17 protein-coding genes are annotated in these 17,262 nt (G+C 49.1%); 13 read left to right on the top strand and 4 right to left on the bottom strand.

What is annotated here, in order from left to right; translation table 11 throughout:
- Positions 1-10 precede the first annotated feature (10 nt).
- From fliJ to GE278_17220, 12 genes are all read left to right on the top strand, one after another.
- A complete protein-coding gene (fliJ, locus tag GE278_17275) occupies positions 11-460 on the top strand; it encodes a flagella biosynthesis chaperone FliJ (protein ID QLK62415.1) in 450 nt (149 codons plus the stop codon).
- Positions 457-1,695: a hypothetical protein gene (locus GE278_17270; protein ID QLK62414.1), complete on the top strand. Its 1,239-nt coding sequence runs from the start codon at positions 457-459 to the stop codon at positions 1,693-1,695. The genes fliJ and GE278_17270 overlap by 4 nt, the downstream gene beginning before the upstream one ends.
- 149 nt (positions 1,696-1,844) lie before the next feature.
- Positions 1,845-2,345, top strand: coding sequence for a flagellar basal body-associated protein FliL (fliL, locus tag GE278_17265; GenBank protein QLK62413.1), 501 nt, complete (start codon positions 1,845-1,847; stop codon positions 2,343-2,345).
- 5 nt (positions 2,346-2,350) lie between these two features.
- Positions 2,351-3,349 carry a flagellar motor switch protein FliM gene (gene fliM, locus GE278_17260; GenBank protein QLK62412.1) on the top strand — a complete coding sequence of 333 codons (999 nt, stop codon included), beginning with the start codon at positions 2,351-2,353 and terminating at the stop codon, positions 3,347-3,349.
- A 7-nt stretch (positions 3,350-3,356) separates the two neighbouring features.
- Positions 3,357-3,746, top strand: a complete 390-nt coding sequence (gene fliN / locus GE278_17255; GenBank protein ID QLK62411.1) for a flagellar motor switch protein FliN — start codon at positions 3,357-3,359, stop codon at positions 3,744-3,746.
- Positions 3,746-4,156, top strand: coding sequence for a flagellar biosynthetic protein FliO (gene fliO / locus GE278_17250; GenBank protein ID QLK62410.1), 411 nt, complete (start codon positions 3,746-3,748; stop codon positions 4,154-4,156). The genes fliN and fliO overlap by 1 nt, the downstream gene beginning before the upstream one ends.
- A complete protein-coding gene (gene fliP, locus GE278_17245) occupies positions 4,153-4,926 on the top strand; it encodes a flagellar type III secretion system pore protein FliP (protein QLK62409.1) in 774 nt (257 codons plus the stop codon). Before fliO ends, fliP begins: the two co-directional genes overlap by 4 nt.
- Positions 4,927-4,954: 28 nt before the next feature.
- Complete coding sequence (gene fliQ / locus GE278_17240; protein ID QLK62408.1) at positions 4,955-5,224, top strand: flagellar biosynthesis protein FliQ; 270 nt, start codon at positions 4,955-4,957, stop codon at positions 5,222-5,224.
- A 2-nt stretch (positions 5,225-5,226) separates the two neighbouring features.
- Positions 5,227-6,006: a flagellar type III secretion system protein FliR gene (gene fliR, locus GE278_17235; protein QLK62407.1), complete on the top strand. Its 780-nt coding sequence runs from the start codon at positions 5,227-5,229 to the stop codon at positions 6,004-6,006.
- 18 nt (positions 6,007-6,024) lie between these two features.
- Positions 6,025-7,719 (top strand): methyl-accepting chemotaxis protein, encoded by a 1,695-nt coding sequence (locus GE278_17230; GenBank protein QLK62406.1) that lies wholly within the window; start codon positions 6,025-6,027, stop codon positions 7,717-7,719.
- Between the two features lie 242 nt (positions 7,720-7,961).
- Entirely contained in the window at positions 7,962-11,309 is a 3,348-nt protein-coding gene (locus tag GE278_17225) for a methyltransferase domain-containing protein (protein QLK62405.1), read from the top strand.
- Positions 11,310-11,378: 69 nt separating this feature from the next.
- A complete protein-coding gene (locus GE278_17220; GenBank protein QLK62404.1) occupies positions 11,379-12,521 on the top strand; it encodes an aminotransferase class I/II-fold pyridoxal phosphate-dependent enzyme in 1,143 nt (380 codons plus the stop codon).
- Positions 12,522-12,603: 82 nt separating this feature from the next.
- Here GE278_17220 and argG read toward each other — a convergent pair whose 3' ends face one another.
- Positions 12,604-13,965, bottom strand: coding sequence for an argininosuccinate synthase (argG, locus tag GE278_17215; GenBank protein ID QLK62403.1), 1,362 nt, complete (start codon positions 13,963-13,965; stop codon positions 12,604-12,606).
- A gap of 119 nt (positions 13,966-14,084) precedes the next feature.
- Here argG and GE278_17210 point away from each other — a divergent pair, with 119 nt between their 5' ends.
- Positions 14,085-14,375 (top strand): DUF2000 family protein, encoded by a 291-nt coding sequence (locus tag GE278_17210; protein QLK62402.1) that lies wholly within the window; start codon positions 14,085-14,087, stop codon positions 14,373-14,375.
- A 50-nt stretch (positions 14,376-14,425) separates the two neighbouring features.
- Here GE278_17210 and GE278_17205 read toward each other — a convergent pair whose 3' ends face one another.
- The 3 genes from GE278_17205 to GE278_17195 form a co-directional block, all read right to left on the bottom strand.
- On the bottom strand, positions 14,426-15,610 hold the full coding sequence (locus tag GE278_17205; GenBank protein ID QLK62401.1) for a sugar transporter: 1,185 nt from the start codon (positions 15,608-15,610) through the stop codon (positions 14,426-14,428).
- A 184-nt stretch (positions 15,611-15,794) separates the two neighbouring features.
- On the bottom strand, positions 15,795-16,337 hold the full coding sequence (locus tag GE278_17200) for a D-alanyl-D-alanine carboxypeptidase family protein (protein QLK62400.1): 543 nt from the start codon (positions 16,335-16,337) through the stop codon (positions 15,795-15,797).
- Positions 16,334-17,152 (bottom strand): gamma-glutamyl-gamma-aminobutyrate hydrolase family protein, encoded by an 819-nt coding sequence (locus tag GE278_17195; GenBank protein QLK62399.1) that lies wholly within the window; start codon positions 17,150-17,152, stop codon positions 16,334-16,336. Before GE278_17195 ends, GE278_17200 begins: the two co-directional genes overlap by 4 nt.
- Between the last annotated feature and the right edge of the window lie 110 nt (positions 17,153-17,262).

Raw genomic sequence — 17,262 nt, 5'->3', positions numbered from 1 at the left:
GTAATTAATCATGGCAACCACTAACCCGATGGATTTTCTGCGTGAACTGGCCGAGCAAACGCTGACGGACACCACCGCCGAATTAGGGAAAGTTCAGCAGGCCTATAGCCTGGCCACGACCCAGCTCAGTCAACTGGAAAGTTTTGAACTGGAATATCAGCAACAGCTGCGAGCAACGGTGTCAGGTAAAGGTATTCCTGTGGCCGATTTGCTCAACCGCCAGTCTTTTATTGATTCACTCGGGAATGTCGTGAAGCAGCAGGCCAGCCACGTGGCGAAATGCCAGAACACAGTCAATGAAACCCTGCTGAACTGGCGTCATGACAAGCAGCGTCTCAACGCGTTCGAAACACTGAAAAGCCGGGCTGACGACGTGCGGATGCTGAAAGAAAACCGTCAGGAACAAAAGTTAATGGACGAATTTGCGCAGCGTGCCTGCATGGGAAGAGAACTTTTATGATTGTTACCGCCAACCCTGTGGTCAGTGGCGTTACCCCGGGTAAATCTGCAAACACGACAACGTCTGATGTCAGTTTTTCTGCCACATTAGAACAGGCCTATCCGACTCAAAAAAACCGACCGGCTTTAGCGGGCCAGCAAGCGAAGACGCCAGGCGAGGCTTCGGAAAAGCCGGAAGATGGCCAGCCTGAGGCTCCGCCCGTGCAGACACTGCCCGCTGAGTTGCCGCCGGTGGAAATCATCACTCAGATGCCCCTTCCTGATCCGCAAACCGACGGCGAAGCGTTAATTGATCCACAGCTTCTCGCTTTACAACAGATGGTGGCGCAAAACGTGCAGGTCGCGCCGGTAATGCAACCTCCTGCTACGGGGCAGACAGCCGCTCCACAGCCAGCGGAAGCGGTGGAAGAGCAGGGCGCCGATATCATGGCGAAACCGTTGGCGGATGCCGCGCCTGCGCAGGTGCAGGAGCGTCAGAATACGGCCTTTGTGTTGCCGGAAAGCATGAAGCCGAAAGCCGTCGCTGAGGCGGCGCAGAGTGCGACGCAAGGTAAACAGGGAACCGATAAGGTGGCTTCTGAACAGCACGATGCGTTTCTTTCTATGATGAATAAAGCCGAGACCCAGAAAGAGTCTGCCACTGCGCAACTACAATTCAGACCTGAAATGAACCGGACAGTACCATTACAACAGGAACCGGTCTCGATGCTGATTCCGGAAGCTGGCGCGCGCGCGCCTTTTTCAACAGTGAGCGAACTGGCTTCGGTGGCAGCACCTGCGACGGCTTCTCCCGCCGCGCTGAACCAGGCGTTGGGAACACCTGCGTGGCAGCAGGCGCTGAGTCAGCAACTGGCCTATTTTACCCGTAACGGTATCCATGATGCGCAATTACGCCTGCATCCCGAGGATTTAGGCTCGCTGCAAATTAATCTGCGCCTGAAAAATGACCAGGCGCAACTGCACTTTGTGACGGAGAATCATCAGGTTCGCGCAGCACTGGAAGCCGCGATGCCACACCTGCGCACGTCGCTGGCGGAATCAGGTATTCATTTGGGGCAAAGCAGCGTGGGCGCAGATTCCTCTTCTTCCTGGAGTACCTCTGCTCAGAACGATAACAAGTCAAACCAGGGGCATGTAGAGGATGACGGGCAGGAAGCCGCGCACCTAAAGGATGAGAATACCGAAACCAGTACAAAAACACTCCATTACTCCAACGGTATTAATACATTTGTTTGACAATGTTAATCATTGAGCGAAATGGCAGCACTAATTTCATTTCTTTCGTGAATTGTTATGGCGTCCGGCTGTAATAGAATGCACCGCTAATTGGAGCGTCTATTACTGCCTGTTCTCCGGGCAGTTTATATAACAGGGTTTTCCACACAATGAGTAAAAAGAACCAGAAATCTAGCGGAGGCGGAAAAAAAAGTTCCCTGGCTATGATCTTTATGATGTTAATTGCCGTCGGAGCCTGTGCGCTGGCGGGGTATACATTATATGAAATGAAAAATATGAAATCGGGCGCTGTTGGCGAAACATCCCATGTCGCGAAAGAATCGGCCCCGGTAATGCCGGTTTATGTGCCAATGGATACCTTTACGGTGAGCCTTCTGCCCAGCGCAAAAGATACCGATCGCGTGTTGTATATTGGTCTGACGTTGCGGGTAAAAGACGATAATTCAAAACTGATTGTTGAGCAATATTTGCCGGAAGTACGCAGTCGCTTATTTATTCTTTTAGCGAATCAGACGGCAGAAGATATTTCTACAGATGAAGGTAAATCTCAGTTAATTGAAAAAATCAAAAATTCTGTCAGTAACCCTCTCGCACCGAATCACAGTGCGGTAGTGACTGATGTTTTGTTTAACGCATTCATCTTACGGTAATTTCTATGTCTGACAGTATATTATCTCAGGCTGAAATTGACCGCCTTTTAAACGGCGGCAGCAACACAGAAAATGAAAGTGTTGCCAACAGCGCAGTAACGGATGGCGGGGTAAAACCTTATGATCCTAATACGCAGCGCCGTGTTGTTCGTGAGCGCTTACATTCACTTGAGATCATCAACGAACGTTTTGCTCGTCAATTTCGTATGGGGTTGTTTAACCTTCTGCGCCGTAGCCCTGATATTACTGCCGGCAACATTAAAATACAGCCTTATCATGAATTTGCGCGAAACTTGCCAGTGCCGACTAACCTGAATCTGGTGCATATGAACCCGCTGCGCGGCACGGCGCTGTTTGTGTTCTCGCCAAATCTGGTCTTCATGGCCGTCGATAACTTGTTCGGTGGGGATGGGCGTTTCCCGACGAAAGCTGACGGACGTGAGTTTACTCCCACCGAGCAGCGCGTGATAAACCGCATGCTGTCGATGGCGCTTGAAGCTTATGATTTTGCGTGGAGTTCTATTTTTAAGCTGCATACGGAATATGTCCGTGCCGAAATACAAGTGAAGTTCACAAATATCACCTCGTCTCCAAACGATATTGTGGTGACAACACCGTTTTATGTCGAAATTGGCCCGCACCGGGGTGAATTTGATATCTGTATTCCGTTTAGCATCATCGAGCCGTTACGTGAACTACTGACTAATCCGCCAATGGAAAATTCTAAGCAGGAAGACCGTCAGTGGCGTAATACCCTGGCCACTCAGGTAAAAGATACCGAGCTTGAGCTGGTGGCAAATTTCTCTGACATTTCTACCCGTTTGTCGCAGGTGATGAAAATGCAGAAGGGGGACATTATTCCCATTGATAAGAAAGAGAGTATTGAAGCTCGCGTCGATGGTGTTCCGGTATTCTCGGGGAAATATGGGTGTGTGAATAACCAGTATGCTCTGAAAGTCGAACAAATGATGAATCCCGCTCTATTATCTTTAAAAAAGGAGTAGTACCCCAATGACTGACAATACACCTTCGTCAGGTGCCGATAAAGATTCTATTGACGATCTTTGGGGTGACGCGATGAATGAACAACAATCTGCTGAAAATACGTCAGCTAAAGAACATCTGGTGACGAATTTTTCTGAAGACCTGAACCTGATCCTCGATATTCCGGTCAAAATGACCGTTGAATTGGGGCGTACCAAAATGACCATCAAAGAATTACTCCGCCTGAGTCAGGGGTCCGTCGTTTCGCTGGAAGGGCTGGCGGGCGAACCGCTGGATATCCTGATTAATGGCTATCTGATAGCTCAGGGCGAAGTCGTCGTCGTCTCCGATAAATTTGGTGTGCGTATTACCGACATCATTACACCTTCAGAGCGGATGTACCGCCTGAGCCGGTAATGACCATGCATACTCAATCACAGACGCAGGCCACTCCTGCGGGCGTCGATTCCGCGGTGCCAGGCTCGGTACTCATGAACGTTGGCGGTGCGCTGGCGCTGATCCTGATGATCATCGCCGTTTGCGCGTGGGTAGCCCGCCGTACCGGTTTCGCACAGCGTTTACCCAAGGGGAATCAGATCCTGTCTGTGGTTGCCAGCCACTCAATGGGTCAGCGTGAGCGTGTGGTGGTGATCGATATGGAGGGCAAGCGGCTCTTACTTGGCGTAACGCCCACACAAATCAACTGCCTTGCGACCTTTGATAAACCCTCTGAGGAGGATGCCGTACGAGTGGCACCTGCGGCAGGTGATTTCCAGTCCACCTTGCTGAACTTGCTAAAAAAACGCAAAACGGAGTCAATGGAATGAGTTTCCGTTCTACACCCTCGCAGCCTGTCTGGCTAGTTTCCGGTCTGTTTCTCCTGCTGGTCATCGGGTTGTTTTTGCCGGTTCAGCACGCTTTGGCCGCCAACGGTGATGTCACGCTCACCCGTTCAGCCGATGGCGAAAACTGGTCGTTGCCGGTACAAACTCTGGTGCTGCTCACGTCGCTGACGTTCCTGCCCGCCATCTTGCTGATGATGACCGGCTTTACCCGCGTGATCATCGTACTGGGTTTGCTGCGTAACGCGTTGGGTACGCCATCCACACCGCCGAATCAGGTATTGCTGGGGCTGGCGCTGTTTCTGACGTTTTACGTCATGTCACCGGTCTTTAACCAAATCTATAAAGATGCCTGGCAACCGCTGTCTGAGGACAAAATCAGTATGGAAACCGCGCTGGAGCGGGGCGTTCAGCCGCTGCGCACTTTTATGCTGGAACAAACCCGGGAAACCGATCTGGCTCTGTATACGCGGATGGCAAAAGAAGAGAATTTCCAAAGTAAGGAAGAGGTACCGCTGCGAATTCTGTTACCCGCGTTTGTGACCAGCGAATTAAAAACCGGCTTCCAGATTGGTTTCACCGTGTTTATTCCTTTTCTGATTATCGACCTGGTGGTCGCCAGCGTATTAATGGCGCTGGGGATGATGATGGTGCCACCAGCGACAATCTCATTGCCTTTCAAACTGATGCTGTTTGTGCTGGTTGATGGCTGGCAATTGTTAATGGGTTCTTTGGCGCAAAGTTTCTTTAGTTAAACAGTTAAACAGTTAAACAGGACGAAAAATGACACCGGAAAGTGTAATGGCAATGGGGTTTCAGGCCATTAAAGTCGGATTGATGATTGCTGCCCCCATGCTGTTCGCAGCGCTATTTACCGGGCTTATTGTCAGCATTTTGCAGGCATCGACCCAAATAAATGAAATGACCCTCTCGTTTATTCCCAAGATTCTGACCATTGTCGCTGTCGGCATATTATTGGGGCCGTGGATGCTAAATCTTTTTCTGGATTACACCCGGACGCTGCTCACTAATTTGCCCTACGTCATCGGATAGACATGCTTACCCTGTCGATAGTCAGCTTATATCCTATCCTGAATCAGTTTTTCTGGCCGATGCTGCGGATACTGGCTTTATTTACCACCGCCCCCATATTTAATGAAAAAGGCATTGGTAAAAAAACCAAAGTTGGTCTGGCAGTGATTATTTCTTTGCTTATTGGTCAAAATCTGCCGAACAGCCATATCGAGATATTTTCTGTCGCTGGTTTATGGGTTGGCGCGCAGCAATTCATTATTGGTGCGGCGATGGGCTTAACGGTGCAACTTATTTTTGTCGCCGTGCGTACAGCAGGAGAAATTATCGGTCTGCAAATGGGGCTCTCTTTTGCCACCTTCTTTGATCCGGCGGCAGGGGGAAACATGCCGGTTATTGCGAGGATCCTTAATCTTTTGGTGACGTTGCTGTTCTTAACCTTTAACGGCCACTTATGGTTACTCAACATATTGTCTGAGAGCTTTGTTTTGTTGCCTGTCAGCGCTAATCCCCTGAATGCGGATGGCTTTCTGGCGATAACGCATGCCGCCGGGATGATTTTTAAATGTGGACTGATGCTCGGTTTACCGATCATTACCCTATTGCTGACGCTGAACCTTACGCTGGGTTTGCTAAACCGCCTGACTCCCCAGCTTTCAATTTTTGTCGTCGGTTTCCCACTGACATTGAGCATTGGCATGATTGCCATGTCGATGATCATGTACACACTTGCGCCGTTTTTTGAAAACATGATGGCAGATATTTTCGACCACCTGTCGAACATAATCATCCTGTTGGCCTGATCCTTTTTAGATAACGTTATGACTGCAGAGGCTCCAATGAAATCCTTCAAAATATCGACACTGATCAAGACAATATTAATTCTTCTCTGCTTTATCATCGTGATTACATCGCTTTTTTCATTTAAATCAATGTATCAGGCTAATACGTCATTTAGCGAAATAAAATCACTGACGCAGAATATCCGTGAACTCCGTCGGATGAGTGCCTTTCTTTCAACCGTTCGTGGTGATCTTAATTATGTGCATAATGATGAAAATGTGACGCACGCGATACTGGATGAAAAGGTCATTGTCATTGATGAAGCGCTAAAAAAAGCACGTTATCATGGTAATAATATCAGTAGTTCTGCGGGTAACAGCGAGTTAGGTAAGAAACTAGCCGCAGATATGCATAATAAATTTACTGCACTGACTGAAAATTATATTGCAAATATGAATTCCCTTAAGGTCTATAACAATCATGGCTTTGATAATGGCTCGCTTGAAAATGCGCTGGAGAATTCAATTACTGATTATGCGAATTATACCGTAGAAGTAGAAAAGCAGATTACCGATAAGTTTGAATCTGACCGTCGCTCTTTCCTGCTGATTGCGACACTGTTGCTGGTGTTATCGATTATTATTTCCTGCCTGTCATTTATCATCATCAAAAGAAATGTGTTTAACCGCCTGCAAACAGCTTCTTCGATGCTGGAAAAAATTGGCTCCGGGGAACTGTTCCATGAGTTCGGGACGGGAGCTCGTAATGAAATTGGCCTGATGCTGGAATCGCTCAAGAACATGAAAATGTCGCTCAGCGGGATCATCACCTCTGTGAGAAATACGTCGGAAGAAATCCGCACTGACGCCTCGGAGATTGATAACAGCAACCATAATCTGGCGTCGCGCACCGAAGAGCAGGCCAGTGCTCTGCAACAGACTGCTGCGAGCATGGAAGAGATTAAAACCACGGTCTCCAATAACGCTGAAAATGCCCGGCAGGCCAATGCTCTTTCTCATCAGGCGCGATCTGCAGCGGATAACGGCTCAGCGGTAATGGTCAATGTCGTTGCCACCATGGATAAAATTTCGCAGAGTGCCCGCAAAATTTCTGAAATTAATGGCGTAATTGATGGCATCGCCAATCAGACCAATATTTTGGCCCTGAACGCGGCCGTTGAAGCGGCAAGAGCCGGTGAGCAGGGGCGCGGTTTCTCGGTCGTGGCAAGTGAGGTCCGTAATCTGGCGGCCCGCAGTGCCGATGCGGCAAAAGAAATAAATCTGCTGATTAACGAATCGGTGAAGAACGTTGATGACGGCGCGCGGTTGATTGAAGATGCGGGTAAAACGATGGAGGAAATCGTCAACTCGGTGACGCACGTCAGCAATATTATGCAGGAAATTACTCAGGCCTCCGAAGAGCAAAGCACCGGTGTGGCTCAGATAGCGATGGCGGTGAATGAAATGGATCTGGCCACTCAGCAAAATGCTGCCATGGTAGAAGAGTCTTCAGTGATTACCCAGAACATGAATCAGAACGCCCGTGAGCTTTACGAGATTGTCTCGGTATTCCGTGTCCAGGAGGAGGGTGTGTCTCAGGAAATGAGAGCACAGGAGGGTCCACGTAGTCGATCCACGAGTCATCTGAGTCGCAACAACAAGAGTCATGCCCTGAAAGAGCCGGTTTTCAAAAAGAACACCAGCACGGCAGAAGAGGCCTGGACTGAATTCTGATTCTGTTCAGCCCTGCTGATTATTTCCGGAAGAGGAAAAATTTCTTTTCCGGTTTTTTTTGCTATCGATATTTATATTTGCTTCCTAACTTGACGTCTTTTCGAACAATAGAGTCACAGGATTAGATGGTAAAATAGAACCCTGCATTTTTGGCTATATAAAATAAGGCTGCATTGCGCGAGTCGTGCGCCAGCTTTGCTTATTGATTACAAAAACACGTTTGCGACAACAAGGCCTATATTGTGAAATCCTTATATTCCCCACATCAATTTTCTCCTGCCGGGATCCATGCTGCTGCTGCGATGTATGGCCTGAAGTGTGCTGATCCGCAAAGTGCGCAAGTTCTCGAACTCGGCTGTGGAGCAGGGTCACATCTTATCCGTTATGCTGTCGCGAATCCTCTTAGTACCTCCGTCGGAATAGATATCGACCCGGATAATATTACGCAGGGTGAAAGTGCTATTTTCGCCCTTGGAATTGAAAACGTCCATTTATATTGTATCGGAATGCAGGATTTACTCGCTGTTGACCCGGGTAAATTCGATTATATTATTATTTATGATGTATTCAGCCTGTTAGACAGTGAAACGCGTGATGCATTACTGCGTTTTTGCGAACAGCATTTAACCCCGCAGGGGATCCTCGCGATAAAATGGAATACCTTACCGGGTGCTCAGGTGACGGATACGTTGCGTGATGCTATTGCATTACATAGCCAAAATGCGCGCAGCGATGAAGAAAGGCTTTCATCGGCCAAAGCAATGCTGGCGTTTATGGATATGGCTCAGACTGACGGTATACTCAAAAATCGGATTACTGAAGCCTTATTACTCTCAGATGCCGAACTGGCTGTTCGCTATATTTATAATAAAAATGATGCCAGTTATTTATTTGATTTTACGAATGAAGTGGCGAAATCACAGCTACGTTTTATCGGCGATGTAGCCCCTCAGCATGAGATGGCTCAGCACTATGGTAAGGATATCGCGCTGGTGCATTCTGCGGCTACGGGCTTATTCGACAAAATCACCGCACAGCAATATCTGGATTTTGCCGTTGACCGCCAGTTTCGTTTTAGTCTGATGATCTCAAACAGTCATCAGGCATCTATTCACGATATCCCGCAGATGAGCGTTATTGAAAGCCTGCACTGGGCGGGAAATTATCAACGCCGGATCGAAGAACAGACTTTTTATAATCGTCAGGGTGAGTCGTTGACTTCTGACAGCTGTCTGTTAGGGCGAGTTCTGGATGTTATTGGTGACAGCTGGCCTCTGAATATCAGTACTCAGCAAATTATAAAAAACACATATTTGCCAGAAGAGCCGGAAGGGCATGCGGAGAAGGTGATTAAGACGCTGACTGCTCTTTATATTGAGAATGTCCCTGGTATTTATACCTCTCTGCATGCGTCGCCTTACAACCAGTCCTCCTTTGGTACTCTGAAGCTGATTTATAAACTATCCGATATCAACTGGCCTGCTTCGGATGAAATTGAGCTGGGGAATCTGTGGGGTGAAAAAGCGCTGCTGACGAAAACTGAGTGGTTATTTATTGATTCTGGTCTGCATATTGCTGATGCGCAGGATTACACGCTGGCGATGGATCTGGCCAGCAAAGGTTTATTAACCGGCTCAGATATTGCCTGGCTGCGTTTGTATCAGCAAACCATGGCCTTACAAGATGTTGATATTGTCCGGCGCCGGATTTCGAGTCTGATGCTGTTCTCTGAGAGTATTAAAAATGGCGGCTTCCGCAAGGATCACGCCAGCCATAAAAATATTAAGAAAGCGGGAAGCAACGTCGACCTGAAAACACTGGAAAAAGTGAAAGGTTTATATATGTCTGGCCGTATTCAGGAATCTGTTGAAGTCATAAATGATCTGAAAAACAGGTATCCGGAAAGTGTCGAGCTGTTACGCGACGCGGCCTCTATCTATCACCAGTCCAACGATATTGATGAAGCGCTGAAGTGCCTGACTACAGGGTTATCACTGAATTCTGTTTTGTTTGAGTTTTACAGTGGCGTGGCTCTGTGTTTGTCGAAGAAGCATGACCGCTACTATCCTAAGAAAGTCGCGCAGCACTTGTTACGAGCTTACCCGACTAAAGGAGAAGCCTGGGATCTGCTGGGCAAGATTTATAGCGATCTGCGTAATAGTCTTAAATATGAATACTGTGCCCGCAAGGCTGTTGACGCGAATGGTAATAATGCCGGGTATTTGGTAAAACTGGGTAACGTGTTGAGTGAACGCAATCAGTTACGTGAAGCCAGAGGATATCTTGAAAAAGGCGTCAGGCTTTCTGAATCGACCAACAATTATTTTTCCAACTACAGCAATATGCTGTTTATCGTGCTGCATGACCATGAGTGTTCACAGGAAGAAATTTTTTCTGAACACCAAAAGTTTGGCCAAAAACTCCGCCAGTGGGCGAAGAATAAAGTCGTCAAATCCTATGCTCCGAAGAAAGAGCATTCCCGTTTGCGTATTGGCTTCGTGTCAGGTGACTTCCGGGATCACCCGGTCAGTAACTTCCTTTATCCTGTAATAAGCTCAATCGATAAGACGAAGTTTGATGTTATTGGCTACAACGTTTCACCCTCGAATGATAACCATACCCAACTTTATACTGCGCTATCAACTGAATGGTATGAAGTTAAAACATTAAGTCATATCGAGCTGGCTGCTAAAATCGCGAGTGATGAAATTGATATCCTGATCGATTTGTCCGGACACACAGCGTACAACCGGTTACCGGTATTCGGGCTAAAACCTGCACCGGTACAGATGTCCTGGCTGGGATATCCGGGAACCACCGGTATAAAAGAGATGGATTACTATTTAATTGACAGTAATTTCGCCGCTCCCGGGGTATTGGATAATCAATTTATTGAGAAACTGGCCTATCTACCATCGGCTAAACCGTTTGAACAATCAGGTTACTGTGGCGAGATTAATCGTCTGCCTGCATTGGATAACGGTTATATCACTTTCGGTAGCTTTAACCGGCCTCAAAAAATAACGTCAGTCGTATTGGACTGCTGGGCGAAAATATTAACTCAATTGCCAAAAGCGAAATTCCTGCTGGCTTCTATGAGCGATCAGGAAATGATCACTCATTTCACTCAGGAGCTGGAAAAGCGCGGTGTGTCAAATCATCAGATTGTATCGCGACTGAAAGTCGGCTTCGTGGAATATCTGCGCATGCATGGTGAAGTCGATGTTCTTCTCGATACTTTCCCTTATACAGGCGGCACGACGGTCAGCCATGCTTATGGAATGGGGGTGCCGACGCTGACCTGTGCTGGCACTACTCTCGTTTCCCGCCAGGCAGCTGCGGTTATGGGCCATCTTGGGCTTCATGATTTCATCGCCCAGAGTGAGGATGAGTATGTGACGAAAGCGGTAGCTCTGGACCAACAATATGAGTATCTCAATACTTTGCGTCTGACGATGCGTGACCGTTTGAAAGATATTGAACAGCGGGTTGATAGCCTGGCATGGTATTTCGAAGAAATTATGACAAAGGCATGGCAGCAGCACGAGAAAGGACGGGCTCCGGAACCTATTATTTTGCCGACATTATGATGCTAACCGCCGTGTATTAAGCGGCGGTATTTCATTCCATTATCATCATTGCCTCTGGATAACCCTGTTATGGAAAAAAATATCTTTGTCACCCGTCCTCTATTACCGCCGCTGGAGGAGTTTATCCCTTATCTGGAAAATATATGGGAAAGCCAGCATCTGACCAACGGGGGACCTTATCATCAGCAACTGGAACAGGCGCTGGCAGAGTATCTGGGTGTAGAACATTTATGCTTATTCTCCAATGGCACCATCGGTTTGCTGACGGCTTTTCAGGCGCTGGGTATAACCGGCGAAGTGATTACTACCCCGTATTCCTTCGTTGCGACAGCTCACTCGTTATTATGGAATGGTCTGAAACCCGTATTTGTCGATACGGATCCTGAGACGTTTAACCTGGATGCAGCAAAGATAGAGCAGGCCATTACTCCGGCGACGACGGCTATTTTGCCGGTACATTGCTATGGTATTCCTTGTGATACTGTGCGAATTCAGGAGATTGCTGATGCCTACGGATTGAAGGTTATCTATGATGCCGCTCACGCCTTTGGGGTAAAACAGAAGGGTGTGAGTGTGTTACGTGAAGGCGATCTCTCCGTGCTGAGTTTCCATGCGACGAAAGTATTTAACACTATCGAAGGCGGTGCGATCATTTGCCCGGACGCGAAAATGAAGCAGCGCATTGATTATCTTAAGAACTTCGGTTTCGTCAATGAGACGACTGTGGTAGCCGCAGGTATTAATGGCAAGATGAATGAGCTTCAGGCCGCCTATGGCCTTCTGCAATTGCAACATATCGATAAAGCATTGTCAGAGCGTGGCAGGCTCCACAGCCGATATCAAACGTTGCTTTCAGGGGTTCCTGGAATTTCTTTAATATCTGTTCCTGATGATGTGACGTGGAATCACGCCTATTATCCGATCATGGTGAATGAAGAGTTTGGTTTAAGTCGTGATGCTCTTTACGAGTTGTTGAAAGATCATGGCATTATGGCACGGCGTTATTTTTATCCTTTAATCAGCACTTTTTATATGTATAAGCACGCAGAAAGTGCGAAGAAAGAAAATCTGCCGGTTGCACATGTGCTGGCTGATAAAGTGATTTGTTTGCCTTTATATCCAGGACTTGAAGAAGAAATACAAAATAAAATTGCCCGGTTGATCATTAATGCCAGCACTGCCTCAACGATTCCTTTAGCAGTAAATGGCTGAATTATTATGCGGACATGGTATCAGTTATTATGACAATCCTGTCCGCATAAATTGTTTGCGTATTTTAGTCTGTGTTAAACAATTATTTGTTCTTCACCTGTAATCCGCGCGGGAGATTATTATTATCCACCTGCGGTAAACCGGTAGAGGCAGAAGATGTCAGCAGGCCTGTCTCAACATAGTTTTGCAACTTCTCGCGGGTATCGGTGATATCCAGATTACGCATGGTCAGCTGGCCAATACGGTCATCAGGTGAGAACACAGAATCGCCTTTTTCCATGGTCAGACGCTCTGGTTTGTAAGTCAGATTCTCAGAGACCGTATTCATGATGGTGTAGTCATTGCCACGGCGCAGTTCCAGCGTCACTTCACCGGTGATTTCGCTCGCGACCCAACGCTGCGCGGAGTCACGCAGCATCAACGCCTGCGGATCGAACCAACGACCCTGATACAGCAGACGACCCAGCACACGGCCATTCGCATGGTATTGCTCGATAGTATCTTCGTTATGAATACCGGTCAGCAGACGTTCATAGGCGATGTGCAGGAGTGCCATTCCCGGGGCTTCATAAATGCCACGACTTTTGGCTTCGATAATGCGGTTTTCAATCTGATCACTCATACCCAAACCGTGACGGCCACCGATGCGGTTGGCTTCCATCATCAGCTCAACGCTGTCGTCAAAGGTCACGCCATTAAGCGCAACAGGGTAACCACGTTCAAAACGGATGGAGACTTCTTCCGCTTTCACGACCACATTCTCGTCCCAGAATTTCACGCCCATAATCGGGTTAACGATTTTCACGCCGGAATCGAGGAACTCCAGATCTTTGGCTTCATGCGTCGCGCCAAGCATGTTGGAGTCAGTGGAGTAGGCTTTCTCGGTCGACATTTTGTAGTCGAAACCGGACTGAATCATAAATTCAGACATCTCATGGCGGCCACCGAGCTCATCGATAAAGTCGGTATCCAGCCACGGTTTATAAATTTTCAGCTCAGCATTGGTCAGCAAACCGTAACGATAGAAACGCTCGATATCGTTACCTTTGTAAGTACTGCCGTCACCCCAGATATTGACGCCATCTTCTTTCATCGCAGCCACCAGCATGGTTCCCGTCACGGCACGGCCCAGCGGGGTGGTGTTGAAGTAAGTGACGCCGGCAGTGGTGTTATGGAATGCGCCACACTGAATAGCGGCAATCCCTTCGGCAACCAGTTGTTTTCGGCAATCAATCAGGCGGGCTTTCTCAGCACCGTACTCCATCGCTTTACGCGGAATAGCATCGTAATCTTCTTCATCAGGCTGGCCCAGATTGGCTGTGTAAGCATAAGGGATCGCGCCTTTTTTCTGCATCCACAGCAGCGCTGCACTGGTGTCCAAACCGCCGGAGAAAGCGATGCCCACACGCTGATTGATAGGAAGGTGCTTGAGAATAGTTGTCATCGATAAAATCCTGTATGAATTAGGTCTGTCTGCTAAAGGTTTCAATGCCTCTATTGATATCGCAAAACCGGGTTAAGGTAAAATACATTTTGCATATTTATGTGAATTTTATTGCATAAATATCTAATTGTCATGATGGCGGATCGGTGGTTCATTCAAAATATCCCGTCCCCATTTTGCAGGGCACACCCGATCACATTAAGGCGCTGATGTTTAAAGCCCTCAATGCGAGCGGCGAGCGCGTTGTGGTGGCGTTTCCGGCGTTTGCCCGCTCGCTCCATGCGTTTGACGAATATGAAAAGACTTTCCCGACGTGCGATCTGCATGATGAAGTGATAGATGGCATAGGGTTGGTCGGGCCGGAAAAGTGGATTAAATCACTGACGGGAAATTTGAAATTATTGCGCTGAAGACGTAAAAATGCCGGATACAGGAATCGTATCCGGCCTGAGAAATGCGGTCAGTTCGTTACTTTTAACTGCGGGTAGCGTTTGAAAATCGTCAGACACCAGACGAACGCCACGCAGCCAATCAGGCCGCCTGCGTAACCCACGTTGCTCATCTCCAGATGCAGGCTGACCTGATTACCAATCAGCGCTCCCGCGCCGATACCGATGTTGTAGATGCCGGATAGGAGCGCCATCGAGACATCCGTGGCATCCGTCGCCAGCGCCAGCACGCGCACCTGCATCGCCAGTCCGATAATCATCATCGCCAGTCCCCAGACCACACAAAGTACTGAAATTGCGACTGGATTCATCACCGCGACAAATAACAGCAACATGCTGAGCGTCACCAGCAGGATCGGGCCGCTGAGCATCGCTGCCGGGAAGCGGTTGCCGAACACGCTGAACGCAATACTGCCGAGAATACCTGCACCGCCAAAAATCAGCAGCAGGAAGGTGGTGAAGTTTTCACCCATATTCGCGACGGTCTGAATAAACGGCTCGATATAGCTGTATGCAGTGTAGTGAGCGGTCACTATCAGCGCAGTCAGTATATACATGCCGACCAGCGCCGGGCGGCGGAACAGCATTGGGACGCTTTTCAGGGAACCGGTATGTTCGCTTGGCAGCGGTGGCAGCAGTTTGATCAGGCAAATCAGCGTCAGCAGCGCAATGCCGCCGATGCACATAAAGGTGGTCCTCCAGCCGAGATACTGGCCGATGAGGCGGCCAAGCGGCAGGCCAAGCACCATCGCCAGCGCGGTACCGGTGGCTAACATACTGAGCGCCTGCGTTTTTTTACCGGCAGGTGCTACGCGGATCGCCAGCGAGGCGGTAATCGACCAGAAAATGGCGTGGGAGAGGGCGATACCGATGCGTGACGCCACCAGACTCCAGAAATCCCAGGCGACGACGGATAACCCGTGGCTGACGATAAACAGGCAGAAGATGATGATCAGCAGGCGCTTTCGCTCGACCTGCCGCGTCAGCAGCATCAGCGGCAGCGACATCAGCGCGACCACCCAGGCGTAGATGGTGAGCATCAGGCCAACCTGCGCCGTCTTCATATTGAAACTGGCGGCGATGTCGGAGAGTAATCCGACCGGCACAAATTCGGTGGTATTGAAGATAAAGGCGGCGATTGCCAGCATCACAACGCGAAGCCAGGCTGTCCTGCGCGAAACGGTATCTGATTGCATTGAAATTTATGACTTATTAGAAGGTGTAAAGATCAGGCTCGCTTCTCAGAAAGCCTTTTGAGGGCATAGTGTGTTTTATTTGTTCTAAAAATGAAACAGAAAATTGACCTAACAGATAAATGTTTTAGGGACAATTTTACTTACGGAAAGTGAGAGCCAGATCAACAGTTTAAGGGAAATGGCGCTATTGCGGATGCCAGCACCAGTGCCATGGCTCGTAGATGAATCCCCACTGATTGTCCGGCGGGAAAGACATCACGAAGCCAAAGCGCGCGGCGTTGCCTTTCAGCCATGCGAAAGCGTCGGTTTCGCCGAATACGCCGGTGACTTCATCACAGCCGGGAGTATTGATATCCACGGCGCAGCCGGTGTGATGCTCGCTGCATCCGGGCGGTGCCAGTGAGGTAAAAAAGGTTTCGGGCCCGATACCGGTGGCCTGCTTCGCGCGGATAAGACCCGCCTGATACTCCAGACTTCGCCACGCGGAAACCAGATAAATGGCGATGCCTTCGGCGGCGGCCTGCTGTTTCATCGTCCGCCATGCCTGGGCGGCGGGTAAGGTCAGGCGGTAGATTTTACCGGTGTCCGCATCGGTTTCAGCGTCCACCAGTAAGTGCTCACTGACTTCTTTGAAGTAAGGCAGCGTGCGGTGCGCGATAGCCAACGGGTCGATGTTCAGACCGCGCAACATCTGGTCAGTTTTGGCTTTCAGCACCGCCTGATTCATACCTCTTCTTTCCCTTTGCGCGTCATTGCGTCGGTCATCGCCCGTGCCGAACTGCGCATAGAATGCTTATAGCGCGAAGCCGCAGACACCAGCGCGTTCAGCAGTTGCGTATCCTGCTGATGTTGCTGATATTCAGGGTGCCACTGTACGCCAAGGCAGAAGTCATAACCTTCGCACTCGATGCCTTCGATCACGCCGTCTGGCGCATACGCATTGACGCGGCAACCCTCGCCGACAGATTTCACCGCCTGATGATGAGAACTGTTGACCTCATAGTGCAGGCTGCCGACGCAGCGGCTAAGCAACGACCCTTCGACGATTTCAACCGGATGGCGTGCCCGCTTTTTGCCTCCGGCATTTTCGGTATCGACGGTGGTGCTGTGCTCGAGCGCGTCAGGCAGCGCATCGGGAATATGCTGATGCAGCGTGCCGCCGGTAAGTACAGCCAGCAGTTGCTGACCACCACAGATGCCGAGCAGCGGCATGTTGCGCTGCATCGCGCCTTTCACAATGGCTTTTTCGAATTCAGTGCGGCCAGGTTTCAGGCGAACCTGATTGCTGGTCTGCTGCTCATTGAACAATTCGGGTGGGACGTCAAACGCGCCGCCGGTGACGACAATCCCGTCGCACAGCGCGAGAAATTCATCCGCCAGATCGGCATGATGCGGCAATGCCAGCGGGACGGCACCCAGTTCTGCCAGGCTTTCCATGTAGTTCTGACGCAAGGCGTACCATGGAAAGTCGGCGTAACCCCCGGCTTCCTCACTGTCGAGCGTAACCCCGATAACCGGTCTGGATTGAAATTTTGTATGCATTCTCCCGATTCCCTGCCATGAAGATGAAAAACAACCAGAAAATTAACCATATCAAGGGGCGGTCAGCGCAAACAATATAAATTATCAATGAATGCAATTTTCAGGATTTA

The organism is Enterobacteriaceae bacterium Kacie_13, from assembly GCA_013457415.1.
Classification (GTDB): Bacteria; Pseudomonadota; Gammaproteobacteria; order Enterobacterales; family Enterobacteriaceae; genus Rahnella.
Note: the sequence above shows the minus strand (reverse complement) of the source record. Positions and strands in the feature narration are given on the sequence as shown.